This is a genomic window from Bacillus sp. 007/AIA-02/001 (assembly GCF_004634455.1).
Classification (GTDB): domain Bacteria; phylum Bacillota; class Bacilli; order Bacillales; family Bacillaceae_G; genus Bacillus_A; species Bacillus_A cereus.
Map to the genome: position 1 here is coordinate 986,342 of NZ_SEIY01000001.1, position 20,179 is coordinate 1,006,520.

Genomic DNA, 20,179 nt, shown 5'->3' on the forward strand with positions numbered 1-20,179 from the left:
GTGGGTATAAGTTATGAGCAAAACGATTCTTTTTACTGGGGGCGGTACAGCCGGACACGTTATGATTAATATTGTATTAATTCCTAAATTTATAGAGAAAGGCTGGAGAGTCGAGTATATTGGATCCAAAAATGGAATTGAAAAATCATTAGTGCAAAATGTTAAATACAATAGTGTTTCAACGGGCAAGCTTAGGAGATATTGGGATTGGGAAAATTTTAAAGATCCTTTTAAAATTATACGAGGTTGTTTACAAAGTTATAAATTAATTAAGAAAACAAAGCCTGACGTTATCTTTTCAGCAGGAGGATTTGTTTCAGTTCCTGTAGCTATAGGAGCATGGTTAAATCGTGTGCCTATAATTATACGTGAACCAGATAGCACATTAGGACTTGCCAATAAAATAGCATTACCTTTTGCTACAAAGCTATGCACAACATTTCCTCAGACAGGAGAAAATGTAAGTAATGAGAAGAAGGTTTATGTAGGACCAATTGTAAGGGAAGAAATTGAGAAGGGTAACGTATTACGAGGAAGAAGATATTGTGAATTTCAGCAAGATAAACCAGTATTATTAATTATGGGTGGGAGTCAAGGTGCTAAGTGGATAAATGATATGGTAAGGGAATGTTTAGATACAATACTATTAAACTTTAATATTATTCATATATGTGGTAAAGGGAAGGTAGACCCATCTATTGGCATGGAGGGGTATATGCAATTTGAATATATAGGCGACGAGTTGCCGCATATACTAAATATGGCAAGTGTTGTAGTTTCCAGAGCGGGTTCTACTGCTATTTCTGAATTGTTATTTTTGAAGAAACCGATGTTGCTTATCCCGTTAACTAACAGTTCCAGCAGGGGAGATCAAGTTTTAAATGCTGAATATTTTTCACGGCAAGGATATGCGGAAGTTATACTCCAAGACAGAGTAAGTACGAATACATTTATATATGCAGTAAATAAGTTGTATACAAATAAGGAGAAATATATTCAAAACATGAATGGATATAAGAAAACAAATGATGAGGGAATTCATCAAATAATAGATATAATAAATGAAGTGGTGGAGTAATAGAAATGTAAATAGAAAAACAAAAGGAAAGAAGGTATCTTCTTTCCTTTTTACTATATTTGTTCAAATTCATTATTATTTATTCTAATTAGTTATGTACTATCGGTGAATGCCGTTTTCTAATAGCTCAGTAAATGCATGAATATGAATAGGTTTACTGTAATAATAACCTTGAATAAACTGACATTTATTTTTTTGAAGGAAATTTACGTGCTCTTTCGTTTCTACACCTTCAGCAATGACAGACATTCCTAATGTATTTGCTAATGTGATGATCGTTTTAATAATTTCCATTCCATCATCACATGTTTCAGACATTGTAATAAATTCTCTCGGGATTTTTAACGTATCAATTGGATACAAAGGTAAGTAGGCTAGCGAAGAATAACCTGTACCAAAATCGTCGATAGAAATGTGAATCCCTAAACTTTTTAGTGTACGCAGTTTTATCAATGTTTCTCGCTCATCCATCATTGCAATTCGCTCTGTTAATTCAAGATCAAGAGAGCTTGCTGGTAAACCTGTATTTGTTAAAGTAGAAGAAATAGACTTTACAAAATCCTCTTGTTCAAATTCTTTAGCAGATAAATTTACACCTATTTTTAAATGTGAATATCCGAGTGCGTGCCAACGTTTCATTTGCTTGCAAGCCTGCTCTAATGTCCATTTTCCTATTGAAATAATTTGTAGTGTTTCTTCTGCAATCGGAATAAACTCGTATGGAGAAATAATACCTAATTCAGGATGATTCCACCTAATTAAAGCTTCTGCACCGATAATTTTATTAGATTCACTATCAACTTGAGGTTGATACAAAAGGAACAATTCTTCATTTTGTAGTGCGTTTGGTAAATCTTTTTCTAATCGTAATCGTCTTTCAATTTTTTTAGCGATTACATCGTCATAAATAGAGACAGAGTTAAGCTCTTTTGCTTTTGCATCATACATTGCAACATTAGCGTTTTTCAGAAGTGTAGCGGTATCGATTCCGGAATGTGGATAAATAGCGATGCCGATACTCAGTGATAAAGTTAATTTATGCTCATGTATGATAAATGACTTTTTCATGCATTCAAATAATTGGTTACATAATTGGAATAAGTAATCTTCGTCAGTATAGTTTTCAATTATGATTGTAAATTCATCGCCACCGATTCTTGAAAGATGAGTATGTGATGGAAGACATGATTGGAATCGCTTTGCTACTTCTTCTAATATGTAATCTCCTGATGAATGTCCAAGTGTATCGTTAATTGCTTTAAAGCGATCTAAATCTAAATATAATAATGCAAACTCGCTTTCTGTTATTTTAGCATTTTTTATAACTCTCTTTAATTTCTTATGGAAAAAGGCACGGTTCCCAATTTTCGTTACAGTGTCATGGAATGCTAAATATTTTATTTCTTCTTGCTGTTTTTTTAGTGCAGTAATATCTTTCACCATAATATAGCTTCCTGAAATTTGTCCGTCTATTATAATAGGAATGATTGTAACGTATAAAAAATAAGTAAAGCCATCTTTATATTGAGAACTAAGTTGTAAGAATGCCGATTCTTGTTGTTTCACTTTTTCTAATGCCAATGCTAGCTTATGCTTATCTTCATCTAAAATGATCGAAAAACAAGTTTCACCTAGTAACTCATCCGTTGGTGCCCCAAGTAGTACACTCCCAGCCTTATTTACATTTAAGAATATTCCATTTAAATCAATGGTGAAGATAGGGTCAGGATGATATTCATATAATGATTTAAACTTTTGCTGTTTTTGAGAAAGAGCCTCTGATTTATGAACTAAATCAGACGTCCGTAAAGTAACTTTTTCTTCTAGTTGGGCATTAAATGCCTGCAAACGTTTTGTTAAGGAATTGTTTTGCATACGTACGATAGAATGACGAATGAGTACGAAAATAAAAGTAATACAATTTCCTGTAATGAGAGTTGAAGAGGATGTTTGTTCTTTTAATGTAAACCCGATTAGTATTGCAACAGCAAGATAAGGAAATACAACTAAAGCTTTTTTTCCTATTATAGGGTTTACAAGGAAATAATTTTTATGGCTATTATGATCTTCTGAAATAGAGCCAGCTATTGCAATAAGTAATATAGGTATTCTATATAAAAGACGTAATAATATTATAGTTTCAGTTGATAAGTGGTTATTTAAGTAAAAATAAATATAGTTAAAAGTTGCAGAACTTATTAATACAAAAATAAAGATATAAATTTTCCGTTTGGAATTAAAAATTGTTGGACGGAAAAAGAGACTAACACCTAGCAGTAGAAATAATAAATCTGCAATTGGGTATAAAAATGAAAGGAAAACATCTCCTAGTGAAAGAGCGAATATATTTAAATTTGGTTGATTAAATAAATACCATTCTAATGTGAATATGGAAGTAAGCACTATGCATATATCACAAATAAAGAACGCTTTTTCCCATTTATTGCATTCCTTTAAGATTTTATAGCAGAAAGCGATAAGACAGAAAAATAGAAAAAACATGTAAAATACATCAGAAACCGTAAAACGATGTATTGGAATTTCGAAGAAGCTATCTTGATATGTATATACTATTTTTCCTAATAAAAAACTACCAATTGCTATTGTAATACATATCCAAAACGGATTTGAACTGACTTTCTTAGAATATATAGAGTAAATCAGTGATACAAATGTAATGGCTTCAACGACAAGTGAAGCGAAGCGTACATCTGAATTTGAAAAATGAGTAGGGAACAGATAGAAAAACATAAAATAAATTGAATAGCATATTAATGTTCCGATTAATATACATAATTGTAAATTTTTATTTAATTTCAATGAAATCACCTTCTTTAATTATGCACTATGTTCGTTATATCTATACATAATAATATTATTTAAGAATTGTATCAGATTTCCTTATAAAAATCATGTTTATAAGGAAAGTGTTAAAGAGTGTAAGTATTCTTAAGGTTGAAAAAATATTGCGGTTGATAGTATAGACTGTATCAAGACTTTAAATAGAAATTGTATATTTAGTCATCCTTTGAATTGTAAAGTTTTTTTAGTGATTTGTAAGTGGAGATGCAAAATTGCATATAAAATGATGAGTATCTTTTTTTTGGTGAGATTTTTATTTTTAATCTGAAAATTAACATTTGTAAAAATGTTGGGAAAGGATATAAAATAAGAACGTGTATTCTTACAGAGTGGAATAGTATTGCCACTAAATAGGGAGGCTTTTTTATGATATATCGAATTAAAGATGCAGAAATATACTATGAAATTGTGGGAGAGGGTAAACCAGTCATTATCATACATGGCTGTGCCCCTGACCATAGGTTAATGATGAAATGTATGGAATCAGTATTTCAGAAATATGAAGGTTATAAGCGAATATATATTGATTTACCTGGAATGGGAAAATCGAATGCTCCAAATTGGATAAATAGTTCAGATCGTATAGTAGAAGTGCTTATCACATTTATTGAGGAAATCATTTCTACTGAAAAATTTTTATTGGTAGGAGAATCATATGGAGGCTATTTAGCCAAAGGTATACTTGCAAAGATGTTTGAGAGAGTTAGCGGATTACTATTAGTATGTCCTGTTGTTGTAGCGGAGCCAGAAAAAAGGATTCTTCCAGATAAACAGGTAATTGTACAAGATGAGGAATTTTTAAATACGCTCACTTCCACAGAAAGAGAGGAATTTTGTGAGTTAGCTGTAATAGCAAATGAATATACATATAAGCGATTTAAAGAAGAAATTAAGCCTGGGTTAGATGTTGCTAATTATGAATTTATTGAAAGGTTGCAAAAGAATTACTCTCTTACTATGGATTTTCAGCGTGAAAAATATGAAAATCCCGTTCTTTTACTGACTGGAAGACAAGATATATCAGTAGGTTATCAAAATATTATAGAAATTATTGAAGAATATCCAAGGGCAACATTAGCAGTGTTAGATATGGCAGGGCATAATTTGCAAATTGAGCAGCCTGAATTATTTGAGAGTTTAGTAGGAGAATGGATTAGACGAACAAATCAGCACAGTTTATAAAGTATTGTAGTATTACGCCTAAGTGTTGAAATGGGATAAATGAACGTGATTTATTAACTTATCTCGCTATTTTCCTGTAAAAGCCCGATTAGTAAGGGCTAATTAAAGTTTCACTTTATAAAAAATTTTAAGGAGAAATTATGAGCACATATATTTATATGGTTAGACATGGTGAATCACCAAAACTAGAAGGAAATGAAAGAATGCGCGGGTTAACTGAGAGGGGACATATGGATGCCCGTAGAGTAACTGACATATTAAAAGCGGAGAGGATTGATACTTTTATTTCCAGTCCTTATAATCGGGCTATGCTAACGATAGAGGAGTCAGCTAATTTCCATGAAAAAGAAATAGTAGTATATGAAAATCTTAAAGAGTGTATGTTTTCAAGTGAGGATCAGGTTATATCAGACAAAGAGGTGTATCCACTTGTACAGAAGATGTTCTCTAATCCGGACTTTGCACGAACGGAAGGAGAGTCATATGCAGATTGCCAGAGAAGAGTAGTGAAAGTATTAAAAGAAATCTTATTGGATTTTCAAGGACGCAAAATTGTAATTGGTACACATGGGCTTGTCATGACATTAATGATAAATTATTTTGATAAACAATATGGTTTTGAATTTTTAATGAATACGTCAAAACCGGATATATATAAGATGGAGTTTAAAGAAGAACAATTAATGAATGTGGAGAGATTATGGAAAGAGGAATAAAATTAGTTGCATGGATTTTGTTGTAAAAGTTACTTTTATAGCAAAGTCTTTTTTTTTGAATAGAAAGCATCTTTATCAACTATTTTTAGAATGTTAAATAAATAAGTAATTATTCAGTCTTTGAATAAATTATGGAGAAATTGGTTTAGGGAAACAATTTTAAATGTGTCAAAACTCCAAACGTTGGATTTATATTCAATAGGAGAAAAAGATGTAGAATTTTGTCTTACAGTCCCCGTTTACTTTTCATTTCATTACATATAGGCTTTGTGGTGTAAGGGGGACATTGCCTTTACACAAAATCTATAAGGAGGTCATTGTAATGAAACAGATTAAAAAGTTTGCGGGAGTTGCTTTAGCGGGGACGATTGGATTAAGTGGACTACTGTTTTTAGAACCAAGTGTAAGCGTTGCGGAAGCACAGCAAGTGAGAGTGGAAAATTTCAATACAATTGATGTAACGATGAATCTAAATGAATTGTATGTATTAAGTGGCAGAAGTATTGATATTCTTTCTGGAGATAAAGAAGCAATTCAGTTAAATAAATACACAATTAGTTTTAATAAACCTGGGAAGTATGTGATTAAAGTAAATGGCTGTATTTATGATGATGTATATACTTTTATTGTAAATGAGTAGTATATATTCTTAAATTGCGAGATAAAAACAGAAACACCCTATTTGCGATGAGAGTCGTAAATAGGGTGAATTTATTTGTATTAAGCTGTACTTTAAATATGTTCACTAATTTTCTTTTTGTTATGTAAAGTATGTAAAAGTGTTAACAATGTAAATGAAATATACATCTTCACAGTCAAAAAAGTTAAAATATTTCGTTTTAAGGATTATAATGGAGGGAGAAACATAAAAGGGAGTGAATGAACTTGAAACAAGAACTTATTGAAAGATTTACGAGATATGTAAAAATTGATACGCAATCAAATGAAGAAAGCCATACAGTACCAACAACACCAGGACAAATTGAGTTTGGTAAGTTATTAGTGGAAGAGCTAAAAGAAATTGGTTTAACAGAAGTAACGATGGATGATAATGGTTATGTAATGGCAACACTTCCAGCTAATACGGACAAGGATGTTCCTGTAATTGGATTTTTAGCCCATTTAGATACAGCAACAGACTTTACAGGGAAAAACGTCAAACCACAAATTCATGAAAATTTTGATGGTAATGCAATTACGTTAAATGAAGAGCTAAATGTTGTGTTAACACCAGAGCAGTTCCCGGAATTACCATCATATAAAGGACATACCATTATTACAACTGATGGTACAACACTTCTAGGAGCAGATGATAAAGCTGGTCTTACAGAAATTATGGTTGCAATGAACCATTTAATACATAATCCGCAAATTAAGCACGGGAAAATAAGAGTAGCATTTACACCGGATGAAGAAATTGGTCGTGGGCCAGCGCATTTTGATGTAGAAGCGTTTGGTGCATCATTCGCTTATACGATGGATGGAGGTCCATTAGGTGGTTTAGAGTATGAAAGTTTTAATGCTGCAGGTGCTAAGTTAACGTTTAACGGAACGAATACACATCCTGGAACAGCGAAAAATAAAATGCGCAATGCTACTAAACTAGCTATGGAGTTTAACGGGTATTTACCAGTAGAAGAGGCGCCAGAATATACAGAAGGCTATGAAGGATTCTATCATTTACTTTCTTTAAATGGTGATGTTGAGCAAAGTAAAGCGTATTATATTATTCGAGACTTTGATCGTGAAAATTTTGAGGCGCGTAAAAATAACGTTAAAAATATTGTGAAGACTATGCAAGAAAAGTATGGCGAAGATGCAGTCGTTTTAGAAATGAATGATCAATACTATAACATGCTTGAAAAAATTGAACCGGTAAGAGAAATTGTTGATATTGCATATGAAGCAATGAAAAGTTTAGACATTGAACCAAATATTCATCCGATTCGCGGAGGCACAGATGGATCACAATTATCATATATGGGATTACCGACGCCGAATATTTTCACTGGTGGTGAAAACTATCACGGTAAATTTGAATATGTTTCGGTAGATACTATGGAAAAAGCCGTTCAAGTTATTGTGGAAATTGCAAGACGTTTTGAGGAGCAAGCTTAAAAAAGAACCAAGTAGCACATTCGTACTACTTGGTTCTTTTTAATATAGTACTCGCCACAAATAAAAAGTCGCATAAGACTCCCAATTAGCCCAGTTTGCCGCGAAACCTTTTATTTCATTTTTAGTCGGTTTATTTTCGGAACCTGTTATAAATTTAATTGCATTATGCAGACCAACATCATCAATTGGAAAAGCTGAAGGAAATCTTAAACAACGCATTAAAACATAGTTGGCAGTCCATGGTCCTATACCATGGATAGCGGTTAATTGTTTCTCAGCAACCTTTACATCTTGTGTTTGCAGTAAATCCTCTTTTGATAGTTTTCTCTCTGTAATAAGCTTCGCAATACCGATTAAATATTCACATTTTCTAGTCGTCATTTTTAATTGTTGGAGATCTTCTACATGTAGATTTGCAATTGTTTCAGGTAATGGGAATATCCAATGCTTTCTACCGTCCCATTCTACATAACTGCCAAATTGCTCAACTAATCTTCTTTTTAGCGTATAAGCATATGTTAAGTTAATTTGTTGACCGATAATTCCCCAGGAAAGTGCCTCAAATAAGTCTGGAATACCTAAAGTACGAAGGCCATAATATTGTTCAATTGGTCCTTGAAGGAGTAAATCATGTTTAGCTAATGTATAAAAGGGAGCTAAATCAGTAGTTAAATCAAACCATTCTTTTACATAGTTAGCTACAGTTTCACGTATCGATTTTTCAGATGTATATGATTCTTCTAAACAACGTATTTGAATATTGCCATCTGTATTCACACTAATTTCAACTAAAGGATTTACATCTTGAACAGGGATAACTTTATAAATTTTGTTATCTTCAATATGAAACATACATTCATTGTTAGAACGTGATAGATAACGTAAATTTTCTTGGAAACAAAATTCTTTTGGAACTACTATAGATAATGCGCTATTATATTCTGCTGTCATATGAATTCCACCTGTAACTTTTCTAATGTAAGCAATTTTTTCTTCATTTCTAATCCACCCCTAAATCCGGTTAGTTTCCCATTCTTCCCAATAACACGGTGACAAGGAATAGTAATAAGGAGAGGGTTAGCAGCAATAGCAGAAGCAACGGCGCGCACAGCTTTAGGTTTTTGAATTCTTTCAGCAATTTCTGTATAAGAATATGTCTTTCCATAAGGAATTTCACGTACCGTATTCCAAACAGATAATTGAAAATTAGTTCCATAAGCATCGATAGGAAATGTAAAAGTTTCTCGCTTATTTTCTAAATACTCGATAACTTCTTGCGTATATATTTGCAAGTAATCTGGACTATGAATCAATATATGTTGGGGCAGTTTTTTTCTAGCCCATATATTTAATTCTTCAAAGTTTTCGTCTTGTGATCCAATGAAACATAGTCCATTTTCAGTTGCAGCAATATGAAATCGCCAATTTTTATGTGTAAGTAGCGTCCAATATATATAATTATTTTTGTAGGAATTCATTATCGTATCCCTCTTTCATTTCGTTCTTTTTTCGATATTCAGTAGGAGTAAATCCGGTTTTCTTTTTAAATAAAGTTGCGAAATACTCTGGGTTTTCTATCCCGACAGCAGTACTAATTTCTTTAATAGATTGATTTGTGTGTAAAAGGTATTTGGTTGCTTTAAGAACCCTGAATTGTTGTATATATTCTATAGGAGTTAGCCCTATTATTCTTTTGAAAGTACGCTGTAAATGAAAAGGGCTACCGTGACACATTTCCGCAAGCATGTCGAGAGTTAAGGATTCGTCATAATGCTTTTCGATATAGTCTTTAATTTGTTCTACCCACTCTTCATTAGGTAAAGTGATCCCATTTGGCTTACAACGTTTGCACGGGCGAAAGTTTTCGCTTAATGCTTGCTCTGCATGATGAAAAATTCGTACATTGTTTCTATTCGGTATTCTTGATTTGCATGATGGCCTGCAAAAAATTCCAGTTGATTTCACAGCATAAAAGAATTTGCTATCATAGGAAGAATCGTTATGAATAATTGCTTGCCAATACTCATTTGTTAATATAACTCCTTCATTGTGCAAAGAACATCACCTCTGAAATTAGTATAACCTGAATAAAGTGCGTATGTATGTATTCATAAATGTAAGAGCAAGATTACAAAGGTGAAAATATCGGATGGCGTTTAGATTATTTTGTTGTTTCGGAAAGAATGAAAGACCAAATAACAGAAGCGAAAATTAATAGTGAAGTGATGGGATCAGACCATTGTCCAGTTGAATTGCATATAAATTTCTAAAAAAAGAAGTATCTCCCTAATATTAGGGAGATACTTCTTTTTTTAATTCAGTTTGTTAAAATTTTTCAAATCATTCTTGAAATAATTTCATATTAAATATATACTTAGTAACGATAATCATTATCAGTGAAAATGATTATCAAGTGATGAAGGCGTAAAAGAATTATAGTCTAGGGGAAGTGAACGTGAATGAGTTCTGGATAAAATTATTAATCTAATGAAATATATATATGGGATAAGATTCATATAGTTAAATTCTATTGAGAATATAGTTTGAAAATTTGAGAGGAGACATATAAAGATGAACAAGAAATTATTTACTTTAGGGATGGTTACAGTTTTAAGTGTAGGTTTAGCGGCATGTAATAGTGCGGATAAAACTTCAGGCGAGCAAAAACAACAGACAAAAGCTACGGAAACGAAAAAAGATGAAAAACGAAAAATTACATATTTAGGTAAAGAATATACAGTGCCAGCAAAAGTAGATAAAATTGCGACAGCTAGTTTAGAGTCAATGGAAGATGCGGCAGTACTTGGAATTAAACCAGTTGGTGCCATTACTGTAGGTGGTAAACTACCAAAATACCTGGAAAAAGAGTTAGAAGGTGCGAAATCTGTTGGTGAGAAAATGCAACCCAATTTCGAAACATTACTACAATTAAAACCAGATGTGATTACATCAAGTACGAAATTCCCAGCAGAAACAGCTGAAAAGTTTACGAAAGTAGCTCCTACATTCCCGGTATCACACGTTTCAACAAATTGGGAAGATAACTTAAAGTTAATGGGAGAATTAACTGGTAAAAAAGATAAAGCAGAAAAAATTATTAAAGACTACAATTCAGACGCTGAAAAAGCAAAAGCAAAACTAGGAGATAAGTTAAAAGATAAAAAAGTACTTGTCATTAGACTAAGAGCAAACGAATTATTCCTATATCCAGAAGGAGTATACTTCAACCCTGTAATTTATAAAGATCTTGGACTAACTGCTCCAGAACAATTGAAAACTGTAAAAGCACAAGAGAAAATTTCATTTGAAAAACTTGCTGAACTTAACCCAGATTATATTTTCTTACAATATGAGGCAAGTGAAAATAAAAATCCAAAAGTGTTAGAAGAAATTGAAAGTAATCCAATTTGGCAAAGTATGAATGCTGCGAAGGAAAAGAAAGTATTTGTAAACGTTGTAGATCCAATGGCACAAGGTGGTACTGCTTGGAGTAAAACTGCCTTCTTAAAAGAAGCAGTGAAAAATTTATCTAAATAATACAATAAGTAAGGTGCGTTGAATGATATGCAGAAAACAAATGCAGTACCAGTAACTATATTATGTATAGCACCCATACTCATCTTATTTACAGTTATACTTTCGATTTTGTATGGGGCGAAAAGTATTGATGCTGAAACAGTGTGGAACGCATTATTTCATTTTGATTCAAGTGATGTAAATCATAATATTATTATTACTTCACGTTTACCAAGGGTAGTTGCAGCTCTTTTAGTCGGAGCATTTCTAGCCATATCAGGAGCACTTATGCAGGGGATGACAAGAAACTATCTTGCATCCCCTTCTATTATGGGTGTGACGGATGGTGCTGCCTTTGTTATTACACTTTGTATGATTTTTCTTCCAGGAATGTCATCAATTGGTATGGTTATATGTTCAATGATTGGTTCTGCACTCGGAGCCGGTATCGTGTTTGGTTTTGGTTCGCTCCTTCAAAATGGCTTATCACCAGTTAGGTTAGCAATTATCGGAACAGTTATTGGAACATTTTTAAGCAGTGTATCGGCTGCCATGGCTTCGTATTTCCAAATTTCTCAAAATGTTAGTTTTTGGTTTAATGCAAAGTTAGATCAAGTAGATCCTAATATAATTAAAATTACGATACCGTTTGGGATAATTGGAATAATTTTAGCATTGTTAATATCAAAATCTATTACCATTCTTTCATTAGGCGAAGAGGTTTCTATTAATTTAGGACAGCGTACAAAACTAGTTAAAGCGATGGCAATTTTATCGGTAATTTTTTTAACAGGAACAGCAGTTGCTTTAGTGGGGAAAGTTGGTTTTGTAGGTTTAATTATTCCGCACATTACCCGCTTTATAATTGGAGTAGATTATAAATGGATATTGCCATGTGCAGGCGTTATTGGTGGGGTTTTCTTAGCGTTATGTGATGTTTTAAGTAGATTTGTAAATTATCCATTTGAAACGCCAATTGGAGTCGTAACATCTTTAATTGGAATTCCTTTCTTCCTTTATTTAATCCGTACAAGAGGAGGAGAGAGACATGCTTAAAAGTTCAAGTAAACGTTTTGGAATGACGATGGGGATTATTATATTTTTCATACTATGTGCTATTTATATTAGTTTAACAAATGGTACGTTCGACATTACGATTACAGATGTGTTTAAAACACTTTTTAGAATTGATCCAGTACCAGAACATGATTTAGTTATTTTTGAGTTTCGTCTTCCACGTATCATAATTGCTGGATTAGTAGGATTAGGCCTTGGTGTTGCGGGTGCCGTTATTCAAGGGATTACGAGAAATGGATTGGCAGACCCAGGTATTTTAGGAGTAAATGCCGGTGCGGGAACAGCGATCGTCATTTTTATGTTTTTCTTTCAAGGACAATTAAAAAGCACAGACTGGGTTTCTATTATGATGATGCCAATGTTTGGTTTAGTCGGCGGATTAGGTGCTGCTATTATCATCTATCTTTTTTCTTGGAAAAACGGTAAGTTAGATTCGCAGCGACTTTTATTAACAGGGATTGCAATTGGATCAGGATTTGGGGCCTTTTCTATGTACTTATCACTCAAAATGAAGTCAACTGATTTCGAGATGGCTGCAGTGTGGGTTTCTGGAAGCATATATAGTGCGAACTGGAAGTATATTGTGGCTATGTTACCATGGCTTATTATTTTAATTCCACTTATACAAAAGAAAGCATATTTACTAGATTTATTTCAATTGGAAGAAACTAGTATTACAAGTTTAGGTGTTTCAGTAGAAAGAGAGAAATCGATTTTATTATTAAGCAGTATCGGGCTTGTGAGTGCATGTGTTGCTGTTTCAGGGAGTATCGGTTTTATTGGCTTAATGGCACCGCATATAGCGAAAAGACTTGTCGGTATTCAACATAAGTATATAATTCCTACGTGCGGCGTAATCGGAATGTTTCTTGTAATTGCCTCAGACTTTATTGCAAAAACAGTTTTCACACCTGTAGAGTTACCAGTTGGAATCGTTATTTCTATTGTCGGTGTACCGTATTTCTTATATTTACTTTATAAGGCGAAAGCGTAAGAGGAGGAATAAAAGTGAGTATTTTAAGTGCAAAAAATTTAGAAACAAGTTATGAAAAGCTTACAGTGTTTCGCGATTTAAATGTGGAAATACAAGAAGGAAAAGTAACGACAATTATAGGTCCAAACGGTTGCGGTAAATCGACATTGTTAAAAACAATGGGAAGAATTTTAAAACAAAAAAGCGGAAAAGTATATTTGCAAGGGCAAGATTTACATACAATTTCAACGAAAGAAATTGCGAAGCAGTTAGCTTTACTCCCGCAAACTCCAATTGCACCAGGTGAACTTAAAGTGGAAGAATTAATTTCTTATGGACGCTATCCACATCGAAATAACGTAAATAAGTTAACGACAAAAGATAAAGAAATGATTGATTGGGCATTAAATATAACGAAAACTTCTGAATTTCGAACGAGACAAATTGCAAATTTATCAGGTGGTCAAAGACAAAAGGTATGGCTAGCGATGGCATTAGCACAAGAGACAGAAGTGTTGCTATTAGATGAGCCAACTACATACCTTGATATGTCTCATCAATTAGATGTATTACAAATTGTGGAGAAGTTAAATAAAGAACATAATTGTACGGTTGTTATGGTATTACATGATATTAACCATGCAGCAAGATTTTCAGATGAAATTATTGCAATGAAGGAAGGAGAAATTGTTACAACTGGTAGCCCAGAAGAAATCATTACAAATGAAGTATTAAAAGAAGTATTTCATATTGATGCACGTGTCATGATTGATCCGTATAACGGGGCTCCTGTTTGTTTCGGTTATGATAGTGTTGTATCTCAAGAAGAAAAAATCGAAATATATGTAACAAGTTAAAAAGGGGGGGATAGGGTGAATACTACAGTTGAAAAACAGCAGATTATAATATCTAATACAGAACAATGGAAAATGTATTCAAAATTAGAAGGTAAGGAATATCAAATTCATATTTCAAAGCCGAGGCAACCAGCACCGGATTCAGGATATCCTGTCATTTACGTATTAGATGGCAATGCCTTTTTTCAAACATTTCATGAAGCAGTTAAAATACAATCAGTAAGAGCGGAAAAAACTGGTGTTTCACCAGCTGTTATAGTAGGAGTGGGTTATCCAATTGAAGGCGCATTTTCAGGGGAAGAAAGATGTTATGATTTTACGCCTAGCGTAATTTCAAAAGATGCCCCTTTAAAACCAGACGGTAAACCGTGGCCTAAAACAGGAGGAGCACATAATTTCTTTACTTTTATTGAAGAAGAACTGAAACCACAAATTGAAAAGAATTTTGAGATTGATAAAGGTAAGCAAACGTTATTTGGGCATTCTTTAGGTGGATTATTTGCTCTCCATATACTATTTACAAATTTAAATGCTTTTCAAAATTATTTTATTAGTAGTCCATCTATATGGTGGAATAATAAATCCGTACTTGAAAAAGAAGAGAACCTTATAAATGAATTAAACAATGCTAAGTTTGAAACAGGAGTGTTCCTTACAGTTGGGTCACTAGAACGAGAGCATATGGTTGTAGGTGCAAATGAATTATCAGAGCGCCTTCTCCAAGTAAACCACGATAAACTTAAATTTAAGTTTTATGAAGCTGAAGGGGAGAATCATGCATCTGTTGTGCCGACGTCTTTAAGTAAAGGGTTGAGATTTATTAGTTACATATAGGAAAAAAGGTTATGGATGAAACATTCCATAACCTTTTTTGATATGTAGAATTGTCCTTTTTGAAAGTTTTGTTTCAACTTTTCGTCTAAAGAGACAAAAAGTTGTCACAAAACGGTCACAATTAGCATAAACATAAAATAGACGAAATGAACTTATTTCCAAAAAGGCTCGGTTTATTCCGATCATGATTTGTAGAGCTGAAAAAGTATGGATTAAAAGTTCACTATATTCCCAAGGAGGTAGATCGTATGAAAACTATTCTTGCTATCGCTGGACTTATTTGGGTTCTATCGCATGGCATCCCAATTTATGAAGGAGAACAAATTCGCAGTGCTCTGAATAAAAATTTTAATGAATATCATATCATTGACCGGCAAGATAATGTTGTAACAGTTCGAGTAAATGACTGTTTTCATACGGTAACCGTTGAAGGAACTTCAGTAGTGAATGATACAAAAGTATGCGATCAGCAATAATCATATATGGAAAGAAAAAACTCTTGGATTAAATAGCTGAAAATTAAGTTTTTAATATTATAGACAAAGAATAAGCGGGGGCGGGTAATCCCCGCTTATTCTTGTTTCATTTTATTGAACTTTGATGAGAGATATAATGATTTTTTTGAAAAAAAGAAAGGGTATACTGAAAATTGAGATTAAGAAGCTAATGCGTTGTTAAGAATAATCATAAAGCGGAAATATACTCATATGGGGTATCATACATAGATAATTAATGCTATAATTGGTATACTCGTAAAAGCAATTGTTTTATTGGATGAAGAGAAACTTTAAGAAGGTGATAATATGGGTCATAAAGAGCATGAAGCGGTAACACATAGATCAGAAAAAGAAAAAGAACAAATTATAAATAGATTAAAGAGAATTGAAGGACAGGTCCGCGGTATTCAAAATATGATTGAAAATGATCGTTATTGCGTGGATATTTTAGTGCAAATTTCAGCGATTAATGCAGCGATGAAAAAAGTAGGAATGGGTGTATTAAAAAACCATACAAGTCATTGTGTTTCAGGTGCTATTAAAGATGGCAATGGTGACGAAGCAATTGAAGAATTAATGACTGTATTTGAACGTTTTTCAAAAGCGTAAAAACAAGCTAGTATGTCACTGGCTTGTTTTTTTTTGTTTACCTTCATAATAAGGTTTCGGGGTATTGATGTGAAAAAGTGTGTGTAAAATAAACTTTTAGAAAATAATTGAAAAATCATGATACAAAACCATTGATTACCTTAGGGGGGTATGGTAAGATGTAATTGTGATTAACAAAGAATGAAGAAACAAGAGGAGGATTTTAAATGGAACAGTTAACATTACAAGTTGAAGGTATGTCTTGTGGACATTGTGTAAATGCTATCGAAAGCAGTGTGAAAGAGCTAAACGGTGTTGAACAAGTGAAGGTTCAATTAGCAGAAGGAACTGTTGAAGTTACTATCGACTCGTCTGCCGTAACATTAAAAGATATCGTTGCTGTAATCGAAGACCAAGGATACGATGTTCAATAATTATTTTTAGATATGGAAATAAATCGTACTTTAAATGAAGTACGATTTATTTTGCTAATAATTATACCTCATAAGGGTATATAGAGGTGAGAGATATGAATGAAAAAAAAGAGGCCAATCTTCAAATATCAGGAATGACATGTGCGGCATGTGCAAATAGAATTGAAAAAGGTCTAAAAAAAGTAGAAGGTGTTCATGAGGCGAATGTAAATTTTGCACTTGAAAAAACAAAAATAATGTACGATCCAACTAAAACAGATCCGCAACAGTTTAAAGAAAAAGTTGAATCGTTAGGATATGGAATTGTAAGTGATAAAGCTGAATTTACTGTTTCAGGAATGACATGTGCAGCATGTGCAAATAGAGTTGAAAAGCGTTTAAATAAGTTAGATGGTGTGAACAAAGCGACAGTAAATTTTGCTTTAGAATCAGCTACAGTAGACTTTAATCCTGATGAAGTTAATGTAAATGAAATGAAGAGTGCGATTACGAAGCTAGGATATAAATTAGAAGTGAAACCAGATGATCAAGATGCATCAACTGATCATCGATTACAAGAAATTGAAAGACAAAAGAAGAAGTTTATTATTTCGTTTATTTTATCTTTCCCATTATTGTGGGCAATGGTTAGTCATTTCTCATTTACGTCGTTTATTTATTTACCGGATATGTTAATGAACCCTTGGGTGCAACTAGCACTTGCAACCCCTGTTCAATTTATCATTGGTGGACAGTTTTATGTTGGAGCTTATAAAGCGTTACGTAATAAAAGTGCGAATATGGATGTTCTCGTGGCGCTTGGAACGTCGGCCGCGTATTTCTATAGTGTATATTTAAGTATTCAATCTATTGGTTCTTCGAAACATATGACAGATTTATATTTTGAAACGAGTGCGGTACTTATTACATTAATTATTTTAGGTAAATTATTTGAAGCGAAAGCAAAAGGGCGCTCATCAGAAGCAATTAAAAAATTGATGGGTTTACAAGCGAAGACAGCTACAGTTGTGCGAGATGGAACAGAAATAAAAATTTTGATTGAAGAAGTAGTAGCTGGTGATATCGTCTATGTAAAGCCTGGTGAAAAAATACCAGTAGATGGTGAGATTGTAGAAGGAAAGTCAGCAATTGATGAATCGATGTTAACGGGTGAAAGTATTCCTGTTGATAAGTCAATTGGGGATGTAGTAATAGGTTCGACAATAAATAAAAATGGATTTTTAAAAGTGAAAGCAACTAAAGTAGGAAGAGATACTGCATTAGCTCAAATTATTAAAGTAGTAGAAGAGGCACAAGGTTCAAAAGCTCCTATTCAAAGGGTAGCAGATCAAATTTCAGGTATTTTCGTACCGGTTGTAGTTGTGATTGCGATTATCACATTTGCAGTATGGATGATATTTGTTACACCTGGTGATTTTGGCGGAGCACTTGAGAAAATGATAGCAGTACTTGTTATCGCTTGTCCATGTGCATTAGGTCTTGCAACGCCTACATCTATTATGGCAGGATCAGGAAGATCAGCAGAGTATGGTATTTTATTTAAAGGTGGAGAGCATTTAGAAGCAACGCACCGATTAGATACGGTTATTTTAGATAAAACGGGTACAGTGACAAATGGGAAGCCGGTGTTAACAGATGTAATTGTAGCAGATGGATTCAATGAAAATGAACTGCTTAGATTAGTAGGGGCAGCAGAAAGAAATTCTGAACATCCACTTGCAGAAGCGATTGTAGAAGGAATTAAAGAAAAGAAAATTGATATCCCAAGTTCAGAAACGTTTGAAGCGATTCCGGGATTTGGTATCGAATCAGTTGTAGAAGGAAAACACTTATTAATTGGTACACGTCGATTAATGAAGAAATTCAATATTGATATTGAAGAAGTTTCTAAATCAATGGAAGCGCTAGAACGAGAAGGAAAAACAGCAATGCTTATTGCAATCGATAAAGAATATGCTGGTATAGTTGCCGTTGCAGATACTGTAAAAGATACTTCAAAAGCAGCTATCGCAAGACTGAAAAAAATGGGTCTAGACGTTGTGATGATTACAGGAGATAATACACAAACTGCTCAGGCAATTGCAAAGCAAGTTGGTATTGATCACGTAATTGCAGAAGTATTGCCAGAAGGAAAAGCAGAAGAAGTGAAAAAACTGCAAGCAAATGGTAAGAAAGTAGCGATGGTTGGAGACGGGATAAATGATGCTCCTGCTCTTGCTACAGCGAACATTGGTATGGCAATTGGAACGGGAACGGATGTAGCGATGGAAGCAGCGGATATAACGTTAATCCGCGGTGACTTAAATAGTATTGCTGATGCGATCTTTATGAGTAAAATGACAATAAGAAATATTAAACAAAATTTATTCTGGGCATTAGCTTATAACGCGTTAGGAATTCCAATTGCGGCATTAGGTTTCTTAGCCCCTTGGGTTGCTGGAGCAGCGATGGCATTTAGTTCTGTATCCGTTGTATTAAATGCATTACGATTACAAAGAGTTAAATTAAAATCTTAAAGAGCTACATTAAGTAATTGAATAGAATTAAAAAACAATACTTTGAATAAGTATTGTTTTTTTGTTCGTATAGAAATTAAAACGATATAATAAAGCAGAAATATAGAATCGTATGTAGTAGAAAAGTTAAGAGGTAGTTTCGTAAGGAGACTTATATATGTTAAAAGATATTATAATTAGAACATTCCAGAAAGAAGATTTAGATCAAGTATTACAATTGTTCTATGAAACAGTTCATACGGTTAATGCAAAAGATTATAATGAGTTACAGCTACAGGCGTGGGCACCGGAGCGACTAGATAGAGAAAATTGGTTACAGTCTTTAGAAAAGAATATTAGCTATGTAGCGGATCATAAAGGTGTGATTGTGGGGTTTGGGGATTATAACGATGATCGTTACGTAGATCGTTTATTTACGCATAAAGATTATCAAGGGAAAAGAGTCGCTTCATACATACTACAGAAGTTAGAAAAAGAAGCAGTGAACCTAGGGCATAGGGAGATATATACAGAGGCGAGCATTACCGCAAAACCTTTTTTTGAAAGTAAAGGTTTTATTTGCATAAAAGAACAAAAGAAACAACATAATGGTCAGATTTTTATTAATTATATTATGAAAAAAATATCCTTCTCATAAATGAGAAGGATATTTTTCATTATTTTACAGCTTCTTTTAGTTCTTTACCAGCTTTGAAAGCAGGTACTTTAGAAGCTGCGATTTGCATTTCTTCACCAGTTTGTGGGTTACGGCCTGTACGAGCAGCTCTTTCACGAACTTCGAATGTACCGAATCCGATAAGTTGTACTTTTTCACCAGCAGCTAAAGTGTTAGTGATTGATTCTACTACAGTTTGTACAACTACAGTAGCTTCTTTTTGAGAAATCTCAGCATTTTGTGCTACGTTTTTAATTAATTCTGTTTTGTTCATGT

Annotated in this window: 20 protein-coding genes and 1 pseudogene; 16 read left to right on the forward strand and 5 right to left on the reverse strand. The window is 33.3% G+C overall.

Annotated elements, in window-relative coordinates; translation table 11 throughout:
* The first annotated feature begins 13 nt into the window (after positions 1-13).
* Positions 14-1,078: an undecaprenyldiphospho-muramoylpentapeptide beta-N-acetylglucosaminyltransferase gene (locus ES895_RS05260; protein ID WP_000047556.1), complete on the forward strand. Its 1,065-nt coding sequence runs from the start codon at positions 14-16 to the stop codon at positions 1,076-1,078.
* A 99-nt stretch (positions 1,079-1,177) separates the two neighbouring features.
* On the opposite strand, the gene ES895_RS05265 is transcribed toward ES895_RS05260, so the two are convergent.
* Positions 1,178-3,898 carry a putative bifunctional diguanylate cyclase/phosphodiesterase gene (locus ES895_RS05265; protein ID WP_000773555.1) on the reverse strand — a complete coding sequence of 907 codons (2,721 nt, stop codon included), beginning with the start codon at positions 3,896-3,898 and terminating at the stop codon, positions 1,178-1,180.
* A gap of 408 nt (positions 3,899-4,306) precedes the next feature.
* Between ES895_RS05265 and ES895_RS05270 the strand changes: the two genes are divergently transcribed.
* The 4 genes from ES895_RS05270 to pepT all read left to right on the forward strand — a co-directional run bounded on the left by ES895_RS05270 (position 4,307) and on the right by pepT (position 7,956).
* Positions 4,307-5,122: an alpha/beta fold hydrolase gene (locus tag ES895_RS05270; RefSeq protein ID WP_000640336.1), complete on the forward strand. Its 816-nt coding sequence runs from the start codon at positions 4,307-4,309 to the stop codon at positions 5,120-5,122.
* Between the two features lie 140 nt (positions 5,123-5,262).
* Positions 5,263-5,838, forward strand: coding sequence for a histidine phosphatase family protein (locus tag ES895_RS05275; protein WP_000109177.1), 576 nt, complete (start codon positions 5,263-5,265; stop codon positions 5,836-5,838).
* 322 nt (positions 5,839-6,160) lie between these two features.
* Entirely contained in the window at positions 6,161-6,478 is a 318-nt protein-coding gene (locus ES895_RS05280; RefSeq protein WP_000809497.1) for a hypothetical protein, read from the forward strand.
* Between the two features lie 245 nt (positions 6,479-6,723).
* The gene (gene pepT / locus ES895_RS05285; RefSeq protein WP_000807014.1) at positions 6,724-7,956 is read left to right on the forward strand and encodes a peptidase T; all 1,233 of its coding nucleotides are present in this window, start codon (positions 6,724-6,726) and stop codon (positions 7,954-7,956) included.
* 39 nt (positions 7,957-7,995) lie between these two features.
* On the opposite strand, the gene ES895_RS05290 is transcribed toward pepT, so the two are convergent.
* The 3 genes from ES895_RS05290 to ES895_RS05300 are packed head-to-tail and all read right to left on the reverse strand — an operon-like array spanning position 7,996 to position 10,011.
* Positions 7,996-8,907 carry a DNA glycosylase gene (locus ES895_RS05290; RefSeq protein ID WP_000123512.1) on the reverse strand — a complete coding sequence of 304 codons (912 nt, stop codon included), beginning with the start codon at positions 8,905-8,907 and terminating at the stop codon, positions 7,996-7,998.
* Positions 8,904-9,434: a methylated-DNA--[protein]-cysteine S-methyltransferase gene (locus tag ES895_RS05295; protein WP_001089839.1), complete on the reverse strand. Its 531-nt coding sequence runs from the start codon at positions 9,432-9,434 to the stop codon at positions 8,904-8,906. Before ES895_RS05295 ends, ES895_RS05290 begins: the two co-directional genes overlap by 4 nt.
* A complete protein-coding gene (locus ES895_RS05300; RefSeq protein WP_000551300.1) occupies positions 9,415-10,011 on the reverse strand; it encodes a bifunctional transcriptional activator/DNA repair enzyme AdaA in 597 nt (198 codons plus the stop codon). Before ES895_RS05300 ends, ES895_RS05295 begins: the two co-directional genes overlap by 20 nt.
* Before the next feature lie 77 nt (positions 10,012-10,088).
* Between ES895_RS05300 and ES895_RS05305 the strand changes: the two are divergent.
* From ES895_RS05305 to ES895_RS05355, 11 genes and pseudogenes are all read left to right on the forward strand, one after another.
* Positions 10,089-10,226 (forward strand): annotated as a pseudogene (locus tag ES895_RS05305) (exodeoxyribonuclease III); the annotation flags it as partial.
* Between the two features lie 301 nt (positions 10,227-10,527).
* Positions 10,528-11,493: an iron-hydroxamate ABC transporter substrate-binding protein gene (locus ES895_RS05310; protein WP_001035506.1), complete on the forward strand. Its 966-nt coding sequence runs from the start codon at positions 10,528-10,530 to the stop codon at positions 11,491-11,493.
* Between the two features lie 27 nt (positions 11,494-11,520).
* Positions 11,521-12,528, forward strand: a complete 1,008-nt coding sequence (locus tag ES895_RS05315; protein ID WP_001173053.1) for a FecCD family ABC transporter permease — start codon at positions 11,521-11,523, stop codon at positions 12,526-12,528.
* A complete protein-coding gene (locus tag ES895_RS05320) occupies positions 12,521-13,543 on the forward strand; it encodes a FecCD family ABC transporter permease (RefSeq protein ID WP_000920434.1) in 1,023 nt (340 codons plus the stop codon). The genes ES895_RS05315 and ES895_RS05320 overlap by 8 nt, the downstream gene beginning before the upstream one ends.
* A gap of 14 nt (positions 13,544-13,557) precedes the next feature.
* A complete protein-coding gene (locus ES895_RS05325; protein ID WP_000025773.1) occupies positions 13,558-14,379 on the forward strand; it encodes an ABC transporter ATP-binding protein in 822 nt (273 codons plus the stop codon).
* A gap of 15 nt (positions 14,380-14,394) precedes the next feature.
* On the forward strand, positions 14,395-15,213 hold the full coding sequence (locus ES895_RS05330; RefSeq protein WP_001098697.1) for an alpha/beta hydrolase: 819 nt from the start codon (positions 14,395-14,397) through the stop codon (positions 15,211-15,213).
* 248 nt (positions 15,214-15,461) lie between these two features.
* Complete coding sequence (locus tag ES895_RS05335) at positions 15,462-15,689, forward strand: hypothetical protein (protein WP_000849103.1); 228 nt, start codon at positions 15,462-15,464, stop codon at positions 15,687-15,689.
* Positions 15,690-16,016: 327 nt separating this feature from the next.
* On the forward strand, positions 16,017-16,319 hold the full coding sequence (locus ES895_RS05340; RefSeq protein ID WP_000509876.1) for a metal-sensing transcriptional repressor: 303 nt from the start codon (positions 16,017-16,019) through the stop codon (positions 16,317-16,319).
* 206 nt (positions 16,320-16,525) lie between these two features.
* Entirely contained in the window at positions 16,526-16,732 is a 207-nt protein-coding gene (gene copZ / locus ES895_RS05345) for a copper chaperone CopZ (RefSeq protein ID WP_000436973.1), read from the forward strand.
* Between the two features lie 95 nt (positions 16,733-16,827).
* The gene (locus ES895_RS05350) at positions 16,828-19,248 is read left to right on the forward strand and encodes a heavy metal translocating P-type ATPase (RefSeq protein WP_098207293.1); all 2,421 of its coding nucleotides are present in this window, start codon (positions 16,828-16,830) and stop codon (positions 19,246-19,248) included.
* A 157-nt stretch (positions 19,249-19,405) separates the two neighbouring features.
* The gene (locus ES895_RS05355) at positions 19,406-19,885 is read left to right on the forward strand and encodes a GNAT family N-acetyltransferase (protein WP_135238180.1); all 480 of its coding nucleotides are present in this window, start codon (positions 19,406-19,408) and stop codon (positions 19,883-19,885) included.
* Positions 19,886-19,904: 19 nt separating this feature from the next.
* Here ES895_RS05355 and ES895_RS05360 read toward each other — a convergent pair whose 3' ends face one another.
* Positions 19,905-20,177, reverse strand: coding sequence for an HU family DNA-binding protein (locus tag ES895_RS05360; RefSeq protein ID WP_001043904.1), 273 nt, complete (start codon positions 20,175-20,177; stop codon positions 19,905-19,907).
* Between the last annotated feature and the right edge of the window lie 2 nt (positions 20,178-20,179).